Annotated in this window: 16 protein-coding genes; 2 read left to right on the forward strand and 14 right to left on the reverse strand. The window is 62.4% G+C overall.

Annotated elements, in window-relative coordinates; translation table 11 throughout:
• Nucleotides 1-41: 41 nt before the first annotated feature.
• Both SKA53_RS08215 and pdeM read left to right on the forward strand, forming a co-directional pair.
• Nucleotides 42-2,459, forward strand: coding sequence for a ligase-associated DNA damage response DEXH box helicase (locus tag SKA53_RS08215; RefSeq protein WP_007205657.1), 2,418 nt, complete (start codon nucleotides 42-44; stop codon nucleotides 2,457-2,459).
• A gap of 38 nt (nucleotides 2,460-2,497) precedes the next feature.
• On the forward strand, nucleotides 2,498-3,142 hold the full coding sequence (gene pdeM, locus SKA53_RS08220; RefSeq protein ID WP_040483221.1) for a ligase-associated DNA damage response endonuclease PdeM: 645 nt from the start codon (nucleotides 2,498-2,500) through the stop codon (nucleotides 3,140-3,142).
• A 61-nt stretch (nucleotides 3,143-3,203) separates the two neighbouring features.
• Here the strand turns inward: pdeM and folD are convergent, their stop codons facing one another.
• From folD to ruvB, 14 genes are all read right to left on the reverse strand, one after another.
• Nucleotides 3,204-4,097, reverse strand: a complete 894-nt coding sequence (folD, locus tag SKA53_RS08225) for a bifunctional methylenetetrahydrofolate dehydrogenase/methenyltetrahydrofolate cyclohydrolase FolD (RefSeq protein ID WP_007205659.1) — start codon at nucleotides 4,095-4,097, stop codon at nucleotides 3,204-3,206.
• A 160-nt stretch (nucleotides 4,098-4,257) separates the two neighbouring features.
• Nucleotides 4,258-5,934, reverse strand: a complete 1,677-nt coding sequence (locus tag SKA53_RS08230; RefSeq protein WP_007205660.1) for a formate--tetrahydrofolate ligase — start codon at nucleotides 5,932-5,934, stop codon at nucleotides 4,258-4,260.
• 103 nt (nucleotides 5,935-6,037) lie between these two features.
• Nucleotides 6,038-6,616, reverse strand: coding sequence for an MOSC domain-containing protein (locus SKA53_RS08235; protein WP_007205661.1), 579 nt, complete (start codon nucleotides 6,614-6,616; stop codon nucleotides 6,038-6,040).
• A gap of 154 nt (nucleotides 6,617-6,770) precedes the next feature.
• Entirely contained in the window at nucleotides 6,771-8,666 is a 1,896-nt protein-coding gene (ftsH, locus tag SKA53_RS08240; RefSeq protein WP_007205662.1) for an ATP-dependent zinc metalloprotease FtsH, read from the reverse strand.
• A 126-nt stretch (nucleotides 8,667-8,792) separates the two neighbouring features.
• Complete coding sequence (gene tilS / locus SKA53_RS08245) at nucleotides 8,793-9,971, reverse strand: tRNA lysidine(34) synthetase TilS (RefSeq protein ID WP_007205663.1); 1,179 nt, start codon at nucleotides 9,969-9,971, stop codon at nucleotides 8,793-8,795.
• Nucleotides 9,972-9,985: 14 nt separating this feature from the next.
• Nucleotides 9,986-10,807 (reverse strand): tetratricopeptide repeat protein, encoded by an 822-nt coding sequence (locus SKA53_RS08250; protein WP_007205664.1) that lies wholly within the window; start codon nucleotides 10,805-10,807, stop codon nucleotides 9,986-9,988.
• A 17-nt stretch (nucleotides 10,808-10,824) separates the two neighbouring features.
• A complete protein-coding gene (pal, locus tag SKA53_RS08255; protein ID WP_007205665.1) occupies nucleotides 10,825-11,355 on the reverse strand; it encodes a peptidoglycan-associated lipoprotein Pal in 531 nt (176 codons plus the stop codon).
• A gap of 78 nt (nucleotides 11,356-11,433) precedes the next feature.
• A complete protein-coding gene (gene tolB, locus SKA53_RS08260) occupies nucleotides 11,434-12,750 on the reverse strand; it encodes a Tol-Pal system beta propeller repeat protein TolB (RefSeq protein WP_007205666.1) in 1,317 nt (438 codons plus the stop codon).
• Nucleotides 12,751-12,850: 100 nt separating this feature from the next.
• Complete coding sequence (locus SKA53_RS08265; RefSeq protein ID WP_040482866.1) at nucleotides 12,851-13,975, reverse strand: hypothetical protein; 1,125 nt, start codon at nucleotides 13,973-13,975, stop codon at nucleotides 12,851-12,853.
• Nucleotide 13,976: 1 nt separating this feature from the next.
• Nucleotides 13,977-14,453, reverse strand: a complete 477-nt coding sequence (locus SKA53_RS08270) for an ExbD/TolR family protein (RefSeq protein WP_007205668.1) — start codon at nucleotides 14,451-14,453, stop codon at nucleotides 13,977-13,979.
• A gap of 1 nt (nucleotide 14,454) precedes the next feature.
• On the reverse strand, nucleotides 14,455-15,129 hold the full coding sequence (gene tolQ / locus SKA53_RS08275; protein ID WP_007205669.1) for a protein TolQ: 675 nt from the start codon (nucleotides 15,127-15,129) through the stop codon (nucleotides 14,455-14,457).
• 110 nt (nucleotides 15,130-15,239) lie between these two features.
• Nucleotides 15,240-15,623, reverse strand: coding sequence for a tol-pal system-associated acyl-CoA thioesterase (gene ybgC / locus SKA53_RS08280; RefSeq protein ID WP_007205670.1), 384 nt, complete (start codon nucleotides 15,621-15,623; stop codon nucleotides 15,240-15,242).
• Nucleotides 15,623-16,240: a hypothetical protein gene (locus SKA53_RS08285; RefSeq protein ID WP_007205671.1), complete on the reverse strand. Its 618-nt coding sequence runs from the start codon at nucleotides 16,238-16,240 to the stop codon at nucleotides 15,623-15,625. Before SKA53_RS08285 ends, ybgC begins: the two co-directional genes overlap by 1 nt.
• Complete coding sequence (gene ruvB / locus SKA53_RS08290; protein WP_007205672.1) at nucleotides 16,241-17,260, reverse strand: Holliday junction branch migration DNA helicase RuvB; 1,020 nt, start codon at nucleotides 17,258-17,260, stop codon at nucleotides 16,241-16,243.
• Nucleotides 17,261-17,266 lie beyond the last annotated feature (6 nt).

Genomic DNA, 17,266 nt, shown 5'->3' on the forward strand with positions numbered 1-17,266 from the left:
TTCCACCTACCTAAGGGGAAATCTTTTGCATCGGGACATCCATGCCAGACGCCACGCGCCACCTGCCAGCCAAGTTCGACGCGTGGTTCGCAGGCCGCGGCTGGTTGGTGCATCCGCATCAGCAGGCCATGCTGGACCGCGCGAACGACCCCGCGCTTTTGCTGATCGCGCCCACAGGCGGGGGCAAGACGCTGGCAGGGTTCCTGCCCAGCCTCGTCGAACTGGCGGATGGGGCCCATCAGGGGCTGCACACGCTTTATGTCTCGCCGCTCAAGGCGCTGGCGGCGGATATCAAACGCAATCTGCGCCGGCCGGTCGAGGATATGGCCCTGCCCGTGCGGATCGAGGATCGCACCGGCGACACATCCTATACCCAGAAACGCCGCCAGCGCGCCGACCCGCCCCATATCCTGCTGACAACACCTGAATCGCTGGCCTTGCTGATCAGCTATGAAGATGCGCCGCGCATGTTTGCGGGGTTGCAGCGGGTGATCGTCGATGAAATCCACGCGCTCGCCGAAAGCAAACGGGGCGATCAGCTGATGCTGGCGCTCAGCCGGTTGCAGACCTTGGCCCCCGGCCTGCGCCGCGTTGGCCTGTCCGCTACGGTCGAAGACCCGCCTGCCATCGCGCGGATGCTTGCGCGCCACCCCGACCCCTGCCCTATCCTGCTGGCCGACCCCGGCCCCGCACCCGATATCGCCATGCTGCAAACGGATGCCCCCCCGCCCTGGGCCGGAGGTGGGGCGAACTATGCCATCCCCGCCGTACTGGAAGCTGTGAAACAACACAAAACCACGCTGATCTTTCACAACACCCGCGCGCAGGCCGAGATTTTCTTTCACAACCTGTGGCTGGCCAATACCGATGATTTGCCGATCGGCATTCACCACGGCAGCCTTGCCCGCGAACAGCGCGAAAGGGTGGAATCCGCGATGGTCGCTGGGCAGCTGCGCGCCATCGTCTGCACCGGCAGTCTGGATCTGGGCATCGACTGGGGTGATGTCGATCTGGTCATTCAGGTCGGCGCGCCCAAGAACGTCAAACGTCTGGTGCAACGGATCGGGCGCGCCAACCACCGCTACAACGCGCCTTCCAAGGCGCTGCTCGTGCCTGCCAACCGGTTCGAGGTGGTCGAATGCATCGCCGCATTGCAGGCGGTGCAAGCCCACGACCTTGACGGCGACCCCAAAGGTGCTGGCCCGCGCGACGTGCTGTGCCAGCACATTCTGATCGCCGCCTGCGCAGGGCCGTTCCACGCTGATGATCTCTTTGACGAGGTGTGTAGCGTGGGCGCCTATACCGGGCTGACACGGGCAGATTTCGACGCCTGTCTGGATTTCTGCGCCACTGGCGGATATGCCCTGCGCGCCTATGACCGCTGGAAAAGGCTGTTGCAGACGGCGGATGGCAAATGGCAATTGCGCGACCCCCGCGCCGCCCTGCGCATCCGCATGAATATCGGCACGATCCAGGATACCGACACGCTCAAGGTCCGCCTGAAAGGCAATTTCAAACCCTTGGGCGAGGTCGAGGAATCCTTTGCCGCCACGCTGACCCAAGGCGACACTTTCCTGATCGGTGGCCAAATCGTGCGCTATGACGGGTTGCGCGAGATGACGGTCGAGGTGACGCGCGACGCCAGCAAGACGCCGAAAATCGCGACCTTCATGGGCACCAAATTCGCCAATTCCACGCAATTGTCGCAACGCATCCTGCGGATGTTCGCGCAAGATGACTGGCCCCAATTGCCCGCCCACACCGCTGCGTGGCTGGGGCTACAACGGCAAGTGTCCAAACTGCCCGAGGTTGACCGGATACTGGTCGAAAGTTTCCCGCATGACGGCCGCCAGCATATCTGCGTTTACGGTTTTGCAGGGCGCAACGCGATGCAGACGCTGGGGATGCTTTTGACCCAGCGGATGGAAGAAATGGACCTGCAGCCTTTGGGCTTTGTCGCTACGGATTACGCGGTGCTGGTCTGGGGGCTCAAACCCGTGACCGACGCAGCACCTTTGTTCCGCGCGCCCGATCTGCGTGCCGGGTTCGAGACATGGCTGTCAGGCAATGCTGTGATGAAACGCACCTTCCGGGGGGCAGCCACCATCGCGGGGCTGATTGAACGCAATCTGCCGCAGGCGCGCAAATCGGGGCGGCAGGCGACGTTTTCGTCGGACATCCTCTATGACACTTTGGCCAAATACGACCCCGACCATCTGATGCTGCAAATCACCCGCGAAGAAGCCCTGCGCGGTCTGGTCGATTTCGGCCGGATCGAAGAGATGCTGGCCCGCACTGCAGGCCACGTCGATCACGTCGCGCTGGACAGGGTGACGCCGCTTGCGATGCCGCTTTTCCTTGAACAAGGTCGCATCGCACTGGCGGGTGCCGGCCGCGAACGGCTGATGGAGGACGAGGCCGCAGCCCTAATGGCAAAGATCGGGTTGCCCGCGGATTGAACCTTGCGCCTGCGTGGCAAATCAGCAAAGAAAATCGTATGAATAGCTATGCTTTCACCCTTTGCGGCACACGCTGCCAAGCACTGCCGTCTGGCGCGCTGTGGCTGCCAGAGGCAGGCACGCTCTGCGTCTCTGACCTGCACCTGGGCAAATCCGACCGGATCGCGCGGCGCAGCGGGGTAATGCTGCCACCCTACGAAGTACAAGAAACGCTGGACAAGCTGGCAGATGACATCGGCGCAACGGACCCGCGTCAGGTGATCTGCCTTGGCGACAGTTTCGACGATCTGGCCGCCGCAGGCAGTCTGGATCGCGCCATGCGCCTGCATCTGAGCAGCTTGCAGGCAGGGCGCAAATGGATCTGGATCGAAGGCAACCACGACCCCGGCCCCGTCGATCTGGGCGGCAGTCATCTGTCGCAGATAGAGGTTGGCACTCTGAGCTTTCGCCACATTGCGACCAGCGCAACTGCCGAAGTCTCAGGCCATTACCACCCCAAGCACCGGCTGGCAGGCCGCAGCCGGCCCGCCTTTGTGGTTGATGCCAAACGTATCGTCATGCCAGCCTATGGCGCCTATACCGGCGGGCTGGATTGCATGTCGCCCACGATCCGCCAGCTTTTCGGACCGCGCGCCATTGCGATCCTGACAGGCCACAAGGCGCTGGCCGTACCATTGGCGTGACCTTCGTCATCTTCCGAGCCCAAATATCCCTGCCAGAGGCTCCGTCTGCGCAGCAGGCGGATCAGACGGTCAACCCCTCAGGCTCTGCCAGCCCATTGGCACGACAACAGGCGGTGACCGTATTGGCAAGCAGACAGGCGATGGTCATCGGCCCCACACCACCCGGCACCGGCGTGATCGCCCCCGCTACGGCGGCGCAGCTGTCATAATCGACATCACCCACCAAAGACGTGCTGCCATCATCGGCCACAATCCGGTTGATGCCCACGTCAATGACCGTGGCCCCCGGCTTGATCCAATCGCCAGGCACCATCCGCGCGCGGCCCACGGCGGCAACAACGATATCCGCCTGGCGCACCATCGCGGGCAGGTCAGCCGTGCGGCTATGCGCGATGGTGACGGTGCAGCTGTCACCCAGTAGCAATTGCGCCATCGGCTTGCCCACGATATTGGACCGCCCGATCACCACCGCATGTTTGCCTGCCAACGACCCGTGATGATCCCGCAGCAGCATCAAACAGCCCAACGGCGTGCAAGGCACCATCGCCTTTTGGCCCGTCCCCAACAGCCCCACGTTCGAGATGTGAAACCCGTCTACATCCTTGGCCGGATCAATGCTGTTGATGACCAGATCGCTGTTCAGATGCCCGGGCAACGGCAGTTGCACCAGAATACCATGCACCGCCGGATCAGCGTTCAACTGCGCAATCAGCCCCAGCAAATCGGCCTCTGACGTGGTGTCGGGCAGGCGATGCTCGAAACTACGCATGCCGACTTCGACGGTCATCTTGCCTTTGCTGCGCACATAGACCTGACTTGCCGGGTCTTCACCGACCAGCACCACCGCCAGCCCCGGCACGATGCCGTGACCCGCCTGCAAGGCCGCCACATGGTCCGCAATTGTGATACGAAGCTTTGCGGCAAAGGCCTTGCCGTCCAGAACATGGGCATTCATCGGTTATCTTTCCTGTCACTGTCCGGCCCGAGCCGGGTTTTCTCGCAAGCAATCGACCATAACGTTGCAATCGTGCAGTGTGTTCACGTCCGGTCCTCTTTGTCCGCGGTCCGCCTGCCGGATACGCCGCGAACGACCCAATGACAACAGCACAGCTGGCCTAGAACAAGCCTTCGATCTGGCCATCCTCGTTCAGCATGATCGTTTCCGCCGATGGCACGCGCGGCAGGCCCGGCATGGTCATGATCTCGCCACAGATGGCGACGATGAAACCGGCCCCGGCGCTCAGCCGGACCTCGCGCACGGGGATGGTGAACCCCGTGGGCGCGCCGCGCCTTTCGGGATCAGTGGTGAAACTATATTGCGTCTTGGCCATGCAGACGGGCAGATGGCCGTATCCCTGATTTTCCCATTGCGCCAGCTGATCACGGATCTTGTCATCAGCAATAACGCCATCGGCGCGATAGATCTTTTGCGCGATGGTCTGCATCTTGTCGAACAGGGGCATCGCATCGGGATAGATCGGCGCGAAATTGGCAGCATCCAGATCCGCGATCTCGGCGACGCGGGTCGCAAGGTCGATGATCCCCGCAGATCCCTGCGCCCAGTGTTTGCACAATAAAGCCTCGGACCCCTGAGACGCTACATAGGCCTTGACGGCATCCACCTCTGCCTCAGTGTCCGAGACAAAATGGTTAATCGCGACGATGACAGGAACACCGAACGATTTGACGTTCTCGATGTGACGGCCAAGGTTGGCGCATCCCGCCTGCACTGCGGCGACATTTTCAAACCCCAGATCGGCCTTGGCGACACCGCCGTTCATCTTCATCGCGCGCACTGTGGCCACGACGACAACGCAGGCAGGTGCGATCCCCGCCTTGCGGCATTTGATATTCATAAACTTCTCAGCACCCAGATCGGCCCCAAAGCCGGCCTCGGTCACGACATAATCCGCCAGTTTCAGCGCGGTCGTCGTCGCCGTCACCGAATTGCAGCCATGCGCGATATTGGCAAAGGGGCCGCCATGGACAAAGGCGGGGTTGTTTTCCAAAGTCTGCACAAGGTTTGGTTGCAGCGCATCTTTCAACAACACTGTCATCGCGCCATCCGCTTTCAGGTCGCGGCAGTAAACGGGCGTCTTGTCGCGACGATAAGCGACGATGATATCACCCAGCCGCTTTTGCAGATCAGCCAGATTGCGGGCCAGACACAGGATCGCCATGACCTCGGACGCGACGGTGATGTCGAACCCTGCCTCGCGGGGGAAACCATTGGCAACACCGCCCAATGATGCCGTGATCTGGCGCAGGGCGCGGTCGTTCATATCCATCACACGCCGCCAGACGACACGACGGATGTCGATATCCAGCGTATTGCCCCAATAGACATGGTTGTCGATCATCGCCGCCAAAAGGTTATGGGCCGATGTGATTGCATGAAAATCGCCGGTGAAATGCAGGTTCATATCTTCCATCGGGATCACCTGCGCATAACCGCCGCCCGCCGCACCGCCCTTCATCCCGAAACAAGGACCAAGCGAGGCTTCGCGGATACAAACCACCGCCTTCTTGCCGATCGCGTTCAACCCGTCGCCAAGGCCCACAGTCGTGGTAGTCTTGCCCTCGCCCGCAGGTGTCGGGTTGATCGCGGTCACAAGGATCAGCTTGCCGTCGGGGCGGTCCTGCACGGCGTCAATCAGGCGCTGGCTGACCTTGGCCTTGTCATGACCGTAAGGGACAAGATCATCGCTGTGGATACCCAGCTTGGCGCCAATGTCCTGAATAGGGCGCTTGGTTGCCGCGCGGGCGATCTCGATATCGGATTTGACTGCCATGTGATCTTTCCTGTTGCTGGCCATGTCCTCTTTGTTAAAGAGGCGCTCTTGCCTGCTGTCCCCCGATTGCGACGCAATCCGTCCCGACAGCGGCGGGAGAGGGTCAGGGCTGCCAGCTTCGCTGGCCCGGCACATGCAGCGTGACCGCATCGCCGACACGCACAAAGCCTTCGCGTTCGACCCAGGCGGTGACACCGCGCCTGCCCTTGGCCGCCGCCTTGAACCGGTCGCCCGCCCCCGGATGGTCGGCGTTGATTGCCTTGGCAGGCAAATGGCAAGGCTGGTTTTCCATATCGACGACAATCACAGATCCGTCCGGAAATTGCAGGCGCGACGACGGCGGCAGATGCGTGAAATCGGGAATGCCGCGCACCACCAGCGACGCGCCCGCATAGGCCGGATCAAGATCGTCCAGCCCGCAATCAGCGGCGATCAGCGCCAATTCCTCGGCGGACATGACGCAAAGCTGGCGCACGTTGCGAATCTGCGTGCCGCGCGGATGCTGGCTGATCACGCGCGAACAGGACGGGCGGGTCAAACCGCCATGCGCCTCGCCGGGGATACCGGCATAGGTAAGCCGCGCATCCTGTACGGCAACGGATGTGAGGGCGGCATCACGGTCCGGCACAAGACCCAGCCAGACAACTTCGCCGATGGTCTCAGTCTTCTTTAACGCGGGCATCGCGGTCCTCCTGCTGCTGGCGCAACATTGGCCGCGCGGGGCGCGAAAAGACAAGTCATCTTCCGAGAAAAAATATCCCCGCCGGAGGCATCCGGCACCGCAAGGGCCGGAGCAGCAACGCAAAACGCCGCCCCGTGGGGCGGCGTTTGATGTGTCAGACCGAAGGTTCCGGTTCCAGCCCGCCATCAGGCGCGCGCGGCTTTTTCGGCTTGGTCTTGGGGATCGCCGTGACCGACGAGCCTGCGGACGGCGGCGTGCCACCCTTGTCGTCGCTTGCATGCGGCAATTCACCCGCCATGACGCGCTTGATCTCGTCTCCTGTCAGGGTTTCGTATTCCAACAGACCCTGCGCCAGACGCTCGAACTCTTCATTCTTTTCGGTGATGATCTTGTAGGCAAGTTCATAGCCATCCTGAATGAACCGGCGGACCTCTTCCTCGATCATGACCTTGGTATCGGCCGACACCGACAGACCGGCGGTGTTGCCCTGATAGCCTTCATGCGCCTCGGCATAATCGATATTGCCGATCTTGTCGGACATGCCCCAGCGCAACACCATTGCACGGGCCAGCTGGCTGGCCTGCTGGATGTCACCGGCTGGGCCGTTGCTGACAGAATCGGGGCCGTATTTGATGATCTCGGCCGCCTTGCCCGCCATCGTCATCGCAAGACGCTGGTGGCATTCATCCTTGAACATGTTCAAGCGGTCGATTTCCGGCAGGCTCATCACCATGCCCAGCGCACCACCGCGCGGGATGATTGTGGCCTTGTAGACGGGGTCGCATTTGGGCAGTGAAATCCCGACGATCGCATGGCCGGCCTCGTGATAGGCGGTCATTTCTTTTTGCTCGGCAGTCATGACCATCGACCGGCGTTCGGCCCCCATCATCACCTTGTCCTTGGCCGATTCGAAATCGACCATGGTCACGAAACGGCGACCCACACGGGCGGCCATCAAAGCAGCCTCGTTCACAAGGTTCGCCAGATCGGCCCCCGAAAACCCCGGCGAGCCGCGTGCGATGATCCGCAGGTCGACATCAGGACCCAGCGGAACCTTGCGCGCATGCACGCCCAAAATCTTTTCGCGGCCTTTGATATCGGGGTTCGGCACGGTGACTTGACGGTCAAAACGACCCGGACGCAGCAGGGCTGGGTCCAGCACGTCGCGCCGGTTGGTGGCGGCGACGATAATCACGCCTTCGTTCGCCTCGAACCCGTCCATTTCGACCAAAAGCTGGTTCAGCGTCTGTTCGCGTTCGTCATTGCCACCGCCCATGCCGACACCGCGCGCACGGCCCACAGCGTCGATTTCGTCGATGAACACGATACAGGGTGCGTTCTTTTTGGCCTGCTCGAACATGTCGCGGACACGGCTTGCACCGACACCGACGAACATTTCCACAAAGTCAGAGCCCGAGATGGTGAAGAACGGCACGCCTGCTTCGCCCGCGATGGCGCGCGCCAGCAAGGTCTTACCGGTACCCGGAGGACCGACAAGCAGCGCGCCTTTGGGGATCTTGCCGCCAAGGCGGCTGAATTTCTGCGGGTTGCGCAGGAATTCGACGATCTCTTCCAATTCTTCCTTGGCCTCGTCGATCCCGGCCACGTCGTCAAACGTCACGCGGCCCGATTTCTCGGTCAACAGCTTGGCTTTCGATTTGCCGAAACCCATCGCCCCGCCTTTGCCGCCGCCCTGCATCCGGTTCATGAAATAGACCCAGACACCAATCAACAGAACGAACGGCAACAGGCTGACAAGGAATGACTGGAACACGGATGTTTCCTGGCTCCGCGCCTCGAACGGGACATTGGCGCCGATCAACAGGTTGGTGATTTCCGCATCCGACGGTGCGATGGTGGAATAGGTCCGCCCGGCCTCGGAATAGCGGACACGCTCGCCGTCGATCACGGCATCGGTCACGCGGCCAGACTGAACGGCCTCGACAAAGGTGGAAAAGCTGCGCGCATCGCCGCCGGTGGCACCGGGGGGGCTGCTGAACAGGTTGAATAAGGCCAGGACCATCAAGAACATGACGACCCAAAAGACCATGTTGCGTGCGTTACCCAAGGGGGACTCCTATCACATCGTCAAACAGGCGACAGACTCGTGCCTGCGTGGTTACTCCTAGAATAGGGACAAACCGCCAATCTTCAATGCGCAAAGCCGCGCGCAGGGCTAGTCCGCGACAATCTGCGCGGACCAATCACCCCCGAAACCCGCCAAGGGTGCAGAAACCAGCGTCTGATCACGCCAGACGGCAGGTGTGGCCTGCAAAGACCGGCGCGGCAGACCGCTGCGGCGCCAGTCGCAACACAGCTCGATCCCCGCCCCCAGCGCGCGCAGTTGCAGGTCGGGGGCATGTGGTCCCGACAGCCGCCAGCGTGCATCCCAGAGCGCGGTCGTGGGGGTAACGATCTGCGCCACGGCCTGCGGCTCGCGGCTGACGCGCAGGACGGGTCCGTCAAAAGTCATCAGACAACCGCCAAGCGTGACGCCCTGCCCTTGCAGCAAGGCGTGCATCAGGCGCTGCTGTTCATCCTTGCGTGGCGGGGTGATCCGCCGATGCACCCGTTCCATCGCGGCCAACACCAGCCGGCGGGCCTGTTCGCGCGACAGATCGCGCAGGGCCAGCATGATCAGCACATCCCCGCTCTGCGGCATCATCACAGCGGCTGCCAGATCAGCGGTGCCACGGTCCAGCGCCTCGGTGGCTGTCGCCATATGCTGCGCGACCTGCCCCAGCGTCTGAGACGTCAGCCCCAATTCGGCCAATGTATCCGCCGCTTGCCTGATCCTGATCCGTTCATAAGCGGGGTCGTCATTGCTAGGATCATCGCACCAGACGCGGCCTGTCGCCACCAGATAGGCGCGCAATGCCACCCGTGTGACCTGCAACAAGGGCCGGTGATAATGCAGGCCATCGCGCGACATCACAGCCGCCATCCCCGCCAGCCCGCCGACCCCCGCACCACGCGCCAGTGCCATGACGATTGTTTCCGCCTGATCATCGGCCGTATGCCCAAGCGCAATATTGGCGACCCCCGCGGCGCGCGCCCAATCCGCCAACAAGCCATAGCGCGCGCGGCGCGCCTGATCCTGCAAGTTGCCGCGCCGGTCCCAGCCGGTCCATTTTAATGTCTGATGCGGCAGGCCGTAACTGGTACAAATATCTGCAACCATCCCGCATTCAGCCGCACTTTCAGGCCGCAGGCCGTGATCAACGGACGCCACGCTGATCCGCCCGCCAATCGCGGCGGCCAGATGCAACAGCGCAATGGAATCGCCGCCCCCCGACACCGCAAGCCCGACCGGCGTGCCGCCTTGCAGCAATTGGGCAAAACCGGGCGCAAGCATTGGAGGCAGCGGCGCTACTGACATCCCAGGTTTTGCATCGCGGTCTGCGCATCCCCGACAGCAGGGTTGCCTGCAAACCGCACGCCCACTTCGGCCAGCGTCAGGCAAGCATCCTGCGTTTGCCCGATTGCTCCCAACGACGCACCCAGCCGGACCAGTGATTGCGCGGCACGCTGTCCCGCAGGATCAGCCGAAAAGGATTCCAGAAAGGCGCGTGCTGCACCGGTGTCTTCACCCAAGGCCGCAAGCGCCTGTCCACGAATGAACGCAGCCTCTGGCGCTAAGGGGCTACCCGGATAGGTCGTGCCAAAGGTCGATAGCTGATCCACGGCGCCGCGAAAGTCACCCGAGGCGAGCGCCTCCTGCGCGCGCCGGATGTCATCTTGTTCGCCGATGGCCACGGCAGGGCCGCCCGTCACGGGCGGTGGATTGGCAACGGGCACGCCCGCCGAATTATCGACACCGCCCAACGACGGCGTATCGCCAAGATTGGCGATATCGCAGCCTTGTTCCAGTTCGCACAGCCGGAATTCCAGATCACCGATACGGTTCGTGCCGTCCACGGTGATGCGGTTTACCCGAAATTCAAGCTCCTCGGCTTTCGAGGTAAGGCGCTGCAACTCTGCCTCGATTGCGTCAAGCCGGTCCAGCGGTGTCGCCCCGGCAACACCTGTCGGTAAGGTTCCGGTCGTTGATAATTCTGTGCGCAGGCGCTGCACATCGACATAAAGTGCGGTCAGTTGCTGGCGGATATCCGCCAGCGTCTCGTCCTGTGCAGAGGCAGGCAGGGGGGCCAATAGAATGGCACAAACGGCAAGAATACGGTGCAGCATCATCGGCCCCCGGGTCTGGATCAGCTGGTCATCGCCGAGAACGACAAAACCGTGACGGCACGGCGGTTTTGCGAATAACACGCCTCGTTGGAACAAACCTCGATCGGGCGCTCCTTGCCATAGCTGGTCACTTCGAGACGGGCTGACGGGACGCCGCGCGACACGAGGTATTCGCGCACGGCATTGGCGCGGCGGAAGCCAAGTGCAAGGTTGTATTCACGGGTACCCTGTTCGTCGGCGTGGCCTTCGATAACGGCGCGGTAATCGGCATTGGTCAGCAGCCATTGGGCTTGCCCATCCAGAATGGTGCGCCCTTCGGGGCTGATCGTGGACTGATCAATGGCGAACAACACGCGGTCGCCGATGGTTTGGTTAAAAAACGCCGGGCTGCGCGGGTCGCTCGCGGAGCCTGCCATACCGGTCGTGGCGTCGAAACCGCCAGCACCAGCACCAGCACCGCCTGCGCCACCGGCACCAAAGCGGTTGGGATTGGTACAGGCTGCGGTTGCCAGCACCAAAAGCAAGAGTGTTGCCTTTGTCATCATCTTCATGGGGTAATCCTGTTTATCTGCTCATTTTCATCAGTATAGCACGGCTATCGGTGTCTGGGAACGGCTTGTGCCGTCCGGTCACGGCTGTAATGGCCCCCAAGACGCATCGGATGCAGCACTCTGGATCGGGACAGCCCGTAGGTTGCGCCCCGAAATATCGACCGAATAAAGCGCGCTCGCCCCATCGGCCCCCTGCGTTTCGCGGGTGAACATGATGACCCGGCCATTGGGCGACCATGTCGGCGCTTCGTCAAGAAAGGACGAGGTCAGCAAACGTTCCTCGGATCCGTCGGTGCGCATCACGCCGATGTGGAACCGCCCGGCATTCTGCTTTGTGAACGCCACCAGATCACCGCGCGGCGACCAGACCGGCGTGGAATACCGCCCCTCGCCAAAGGAAATCCGGCGCGCGTCGCCACCCGTGGATGACATGATATAAAGCTGCTGGCTGCCAGACCGGTCGCTTTCAAACACGATCTGCGATCCGTCGGGCGACAGGCTGGGGGCCGTATCGATCGAGGGTGTGGCGGTCAGGCGCACATGCTGGCCCGTGTCCAGATCGGTGCGATAGATATCGGTCGTCGCGCCATTCGACAGGCTATAGATCACCTGCCGCCCGTCGCGCGAAAACCGCGGGCTGAACGACATCTCGCCGGGGGCTGTCGCGATCTGGCGGCGCGCGACATCGGCGACATCCAGCAGGTTGATGCGCGGAAAGCCAGATTCAAAGCTGGTGTAAAGCACCTGATCGCCGCGTGGCGAAAACCGCGGGGCCAAAACGATGCTGCTGCTATCGGTCAGAAATTGGACGTTCGCACCATCATAATCCATCACCGCCAACCGCTTGAGCCGGTTATCCTTGGGGCCGCTTTCGGCGACAAACACCACGCGGCTGTCGAAATAGCCACCTTCGCCGGTGATCCGGCTATAGACGGCGTCGGACACTTTGTGACCCATCCGCCGCCAGCCCGCGGTCGTGCCCGCGAATTGCAATCCACCGCCCAGCTCTTGCCCGGAAAATACATCGAACAAGCGGAATTTCACGTTGACCTGATCACCAGTCATGCTGACCGCACCGATGACCAGCGCCTGCGCGTTCACAGCGCGCCAATCGGCAAAGGCGACCGGCTGCGCAAAAGACCCCACCTGCGAGATAAAGGCACTGGCCGGTACTTCGCGGAACAGCCCGGTGCCGGACAGGTTTTGCGCAACAAGGCGCGTCAGCTCAGAGGCAAGCTGGCCCGCCTGCGGCGTTTCCGCCTCGAACGACGGAACGGCAAAGGTGATCGGCTCGATCACCCCATCCGTGATCGTCAGGCGCAAAGGCCCCCCCTGCGCGAAGGCAGGACCCGCGAACATCAGCGCGATCAGCAACGTCAAAATTCTTTTCATCATCTTTGCCTCTTTCGCTGTCGGTACTGCATCCCGACAGCATCATTCCTGATCGTTGCGGGCGATCCGCAGACAGCGGCGTGTACCCATATTGGTCGTTCTTTTATCTCAATCGCATACCGCTTGGGTCGAATGTAATCACAACTTCACGCCACTGGTCATATTTATCAGCGGGGAGCTGATATCCGCCACGCTGACAGCGCAGGATCGCGCGGCGGGCCGCCTCGAATGCCGTGCTGGTAGCAGATTGGTCGCCGTCAGACGACAACAAGCGCGGTTCGCCGTCCAGTGTTCCGTCACGGTTCAGGGTAAAGCCTACCTCGACGATCACGCGCGCGGCCACTGACCCCGGGTCAACATTCCAACAGCTGTTGACCGCGATGCGGAAACTGTCGCGTTCGGACCCTGTCATCGGGGGGCCAGCCTGCACGGCAGGTGCCGCACTGCTTGCGACGGCCGCAGCAAGCGCGTCTGCCACGGCATCGCTGGTGTCGGGCACAGGTGCGGGTGTCGGCGCGGGGTCCGGCGTAGGTTCTGCGGTTGCAGTCTCTTGTTCGGGCGCGGGCGGCGCGGGGCGCGCCGGACGCGCGATAGGACGGATCGAAGTTTCGACCGCGCCGCGCGGGCGTTCGTCGGCGATGACGATTTCGGTCGCGGTCTGTTCGGGGGCGGTGGCCTGTTGTTCGGGAACGGCAACTTCGGCTGTGGCGGTTTCATCAGGCACGACTGCTTCGCGCGCGATGTCGGAGATCTGCGCATCGGGCGGGGGCGGCGCCGTTGGGGTCGAAGCGATCCGGTTCGCAGGGGCCTGCGTCGGGTCATCGCTGGGCGGCAGATCGGGCGCAGGCGCAGGCATCTCGGGCGGTGCAGGTGCTGCTGGGGCGGCATCTGTCACATCGGCAGGGGGCATTTCCGGCGCAGGCGGTGGTGGTGCTTCGCTCACGGGCGTTTCCACCGGTAGGGGCACCGGCGCGGGCTCTGGCGGGGTTTCCACGGCGGGCGGTGGCGGCGTCTGTTCGATCTGGGGCTGCACGGGAGCCGTGGGCGGGGCATCGCCGGGCGTCGGCGTGCGGGCCGCCATCATTTGTTCAAATTCCTCGCCGGACATGACGGAAACATCCATGACCTGCATCGGCAGCGGCTGCGATTGCATCCCCCACCCCAGCAAAAGCCAGCCGATCAACCCCAGATGGCCAACCGCAGAGATATACATGCCCGGCGTCTGCATCTTATCCGTCGGCACCGTCAAAGGTTGGGCCGCCGATATCCGTGACAAGGCCGATGTCGGAAAATCCGCCCGCGTTCAGCGCGCCCATCACCTCGGCCACGCGGTTCCACGCATTGGCACCATCGGCGCGCAGGAAAATCTTGTTGCTGGTGCGTTCCGCGGCGATGGCGCGCAGGCGGGTCACAAGATCGGCAGGCGGCACTTCGGTTTCCTGGATCATCACGACACCTTGCGCGGTGATCGTCACGGTCAGCGGTTCTTCTTCGTCACCGGGCAGCGCAGTAGCAGCCGTTTGCGGCAGGTCTACCGGCACGCCCACGACAGACAATGGCGCTGCGACCATGAAGATGATCAGCAACACCAGCATGATATCAACGAAAGGTGTGACATTGATCTCGGACATCGGCACGGCGCGGCGCTGGCGGCGGCGACCTCTGCCACCGCCGCCATCGCTAGATTTCATGGCACCGGCACCCATGTCAGCTGTCCAATTGACGGCTGAGGATGGTGGCGAATTCATCGGCGAAAGCCTCATAGCCCGCGACGATCCGTTCACTGTCGGCGGACAGTTTGTTGTAATAGATGACCGCCGGAATTGCGGCCAACAGGCCCAGACCGGTGGCCAGCAACGCCTCGGCGATGCCGGGGGCGACGACGGCAAGATTGGTGTTCTGCGCCTCTGCAATCTCGATAAAGGCGTTCATGATCCCCCAGACAGTCCCGAACAGCCCGACGAAAGGGGCCGTCGATCCGACTGTCGCCAGCACGGCAAGGCTTTTTTGCAGCCTTGCGGTTTCCTTGGCGATGGCCACATCCATCGACCGGTCGATACGCGCCGTCGCCCCCGCGATCAGCCCGCCATCCTGCCGGTGCGACCTGCGCCATTCCAGCATACCGGCGGCGAATATCTTTTCAGACGCGCCATCGGGGTCGGGGCCGATCTGGTCGAACAGCTGATCCAACGGTTCACCAGACCAGAAGGCGCGGTCAAATATCTCGGCCTCGGTGCGGGCGCGGCGATACTGGATCGTCTTGTCAACGATGATCGCCCAGCACCAGATGGATGCGAGGATCAGCATGATCATGACGAGTTTGACGATGATCGTGGCGCGCGCGAACAACGCCCACATTGTGAATTCGTGTGCTACTTCCATGTGCCTGCTCTGCCTGACGGCCCGGTTCGGGCTCAATTGAACCTTCAATACCGCAAAGCATAAGGCAAATCCAACCAAACCGGCATCACAAAGCCGAATTTGCCACTATTTTAGCCCATAGCTTGGCGGATCGCCGCCGGTAGCCGCGCAATCGCGCCATCGGTTGTCATGCAAATGATTGTCACCATGGCGGAAAACAGCGTCGCATCGCCACGTTTGACATCCTGTTGCAGGACCAACCGCGCGCCCGATCCCGGCAAAAGCTTCGTTTCAACGCAAAGCAGATCGTCATAACGGGCGGGCAACAGGTAATCCGCCGCGACCCTGCGCACGGCAAAGACCCGCCCTTCGGCTTTCATCTGCGCCTGATCAATGCCCAGATCGCGCACCCATTCGCTGCGCGCGCGCTCAATGAATTTGAGGTAATTGGCGTAATAGACGATCCCCGCCAGATCGGTGTCTTCGTAGTAGACGCGCAGGTTGAACAGATGCATCACATCGGCCTTTGCACACGGGCGGCCAGCCGCAGCGCATGGGCAGGGTCGCGCGCCGCGATTGGCATAACGCGATCATAGGCCGCACGGATCACATCCGCCACTTCTGGTCGCAGCACGGCCTTGCCATCAACCAGCGCCAAGGGCGGGGTGTCGGTAAAGGCAAGGTCCGACCACAGCACGATCACCTGCACCGCCTGGCTGAGCGCCAGCGTATCGGCAGGCACCTGATCCAGGTGCGCATCCAGTCGCAAGAAAACAAACGCCGCCTTGATCCCGCCGTGATCGTCAAAACGGAAAATCCGGTATTGGTTGGCATCCGCCTGCTGCAACCGCGCGACCAGCGGCGCAAGGTCCGGCACCAGCCGGTCCAGATGCGGCACTTCGGTCAGTTCCGCCCAGTCGCGGCAGAAAAACACCATCAGATTGGCGCCAAGTTCGGTATCGACCTCGTCCATCTTGTGGCATGCCAGCACTACGACAGCCTCGATCGCGCCTTTGAACACCGAAAGCGTCGCATCATCGACGCCAAACACGACCGGCACGATGGGCCGCCCCCAGCGGGCAAAGACATAGGCACCATCGGAGCGGGTGAAATAAGGCGAAAGGTCCGTCATCTATCCAAACAATTCCGATTGCGGCCTTGGCGCATCCAGCCCCAGATGGGTCCATGCCGCCTGCGCCAGCATCCGCCCGCGCGGGGTGCGCTGGATCAGGCCCTTTTGCAGCAAATAGGGTTCGATCACATCCTCCAGACTGTCGCGGCTTTCCGACAGGGCGGCGGACAGCGTCTCGATCCCCACTGGCCCGCCGGCATAGCTTTCCGCGATCAGCCGCAGATAGCGCCGGTCGGCTTGGTCCAGCCCCATGTCGTCCACGCCCAGCCGGTTCAGCGCCATATCCGCGATCTCTTGCGTGACAGTGCCGTCGCCTTCGACGATGGCAAAATCGACGACACGGCGCAAAAGCCGCCCCGCGATCCGCGGCGTGCCGCGTGCGCGGCGCGCGATCTCGCGCGCGCCTTCATCGGCGGCGGGTGCGCCCAGCAGGCGGGCAGCGCGGGTGACGATCAGGTGCAATTCGTCCTGCGTGTAAAATTCCAGACGTGTCGGAATACCGAACCGGTCGCGCAAAGGCGTGGTCAGCAAGCCCATCCGCGTAGTCGCCCCCACCAGCGTGAAAGGCTGTAATTCGATCCGCACAGTGCGCGCGGCAGGCCCTTCGCCAATCACCAGATCGAGCGCGAAATCTTCCAGTGCGGGATACAGCACCTCTTCAACCGCAGGGTTCAGCCGGTGGATTTCGTCAATGAACAGCACATCGCGGGCCTCTAGATTGGTCAGGATCGCGGCCAGATCGCCGGCCTTGGCCAACACCGGACCCGATGTCATGCGAAAGCCAACACCCAATTCGCGCGCCATGATCTGCGCCAGCGTGGTCTTGCCCAGACCGGGGGGGCCGTGGAACAACGTGTGATCCATCGCCTCGCCCCGACGCCGTGCGCTTTCGATAAAGACCTTGAGGTTCGCGCGCGCCTCGCGCTGGCCGATAAATTCGTCCAAGGTCTGCGGCCGCAAGGCGCGGTCAGCATCCTCGGGCTGCCGTTCAGGGCGCAGGGTGGGGTCGGGCTGGGTCATCCGCCC

Origin of the sequence: Yoonia vestfoldensis SKA53 (assembly GCF_000152785.1) — a bacterium.
In the GTDB taxonomy this organism is placed as follows: domain Bacteria; phylum Pseudomonadota; class Alphaproteobacteria; order Rhodobacterales; family Rhodobacteraceae; genus Yoonia; species Yoonia vestfoldensis_A.

Coding starts and splice junctions, on each gene's coding strand:
- tilS (WP_007205663.1), bottom strand. CDS start 9,971: ATGCTTGCGCCCGGTTTTGCCCAATTGCTGCAAGGCGGCACGCCGGTC.
- SKA53_RS08215 (WP_007205657.1), top strand. CDS start 42: ATGCCAGACGCCACGCGCCACCTGCCAGCCAAGTTCGACGCGTGGTTC.
- SKA53_RS08250 (WP_007205664.1), bottom strand. CDS start 10,807: ATGATGCTGCACCGTATTCTTGCCGTTTGTGCCATTCTATTGGCCCCC.
- SKA53_RS08235 (WP_007205661.1), bottom strand. CDS start 6,616: ATGCCCGCGTTAAAGAAGACTGAGACCATCGGCGAAGTTGTCTGGCTG.
- SKA53_RS08285 (WP_007205671.1), bottom strand. CDS start 16,240: ATGACGGACCTTTCGCCTTATTTCACCCGCTCCGATGGTGCCTATGTC.
- tolB (WP_007205666.1), bottom strand. CDS start 12,750: ATGATGAAAAGAATTTTGACGTTGCTGATCGCGCTGATGTTCGCGGGT.
- folD (WP_007205659.1), bottom strand. CDS start 4,097: ATGAATGCCCATGTTCTGGACGGCAAGGCCTTTGCCGCAAAGCTTCGT.
- ybgC (WP_007205670.1), bottom strand. CDS start 15,623: ATGCATCTGTTCAACCTGCGCGTCTACTACGAAGACACCGATCTGGCG.
- ruvB (WP_007205672.1), bottom strand. CDS start 17,260: ATGACCCAGCCCGACCCCACCCTGCGCCCTGAACGGCAGCCCGAGGAT.
- tolQ (WP_007205669.1), bottom strand. CDS start 15,129: ATGGAAGTAGCACACGAATTCACAATGTGGGCGTTGTTCGCGCGCGCC.
- SKA53_RS08270 (WP_007205668.1), bottom strand. CDS start 14,453: ATGGGTGCCGGTGCCATGAAATCTAGCGATGGCGGCGGTGGCAGAGGT.
- SKA53_RS08265 (WP_040482866.1), bottom strand. CDS start 13,975: ATGCAGACGCCGGGCATGTATATCTCTGCGGTTGGCCATCTGGGGTTG.
- pal (WP_007205665.1), bottom strand. CDS start 11,355: ATGAAGATGATGACAAAGGCAACACTCTTGCTTTTGGTGCTGGCAACC.
- SKA53_RS08230 (WP_007205660.1), bottom strand. CDS start 5,934: ATGGCAGTCAAATCCGATATCGAGATCGCCCGCGCGGCAACCAAGCGC.
- pdeM (WP_040483221.1), top strand. CDS start 2,498: ATGAATAGCTATGCTTTCACCCTTTGCGGCACACGCTGCCAAGCACTG.
- ftsH (WP_007205662.1), bottom strand. CDS start 8,666: ATGGTCTTTTGGGTCGTCATGTTCTTGATGGTCCTGGCCTTATTCAAC.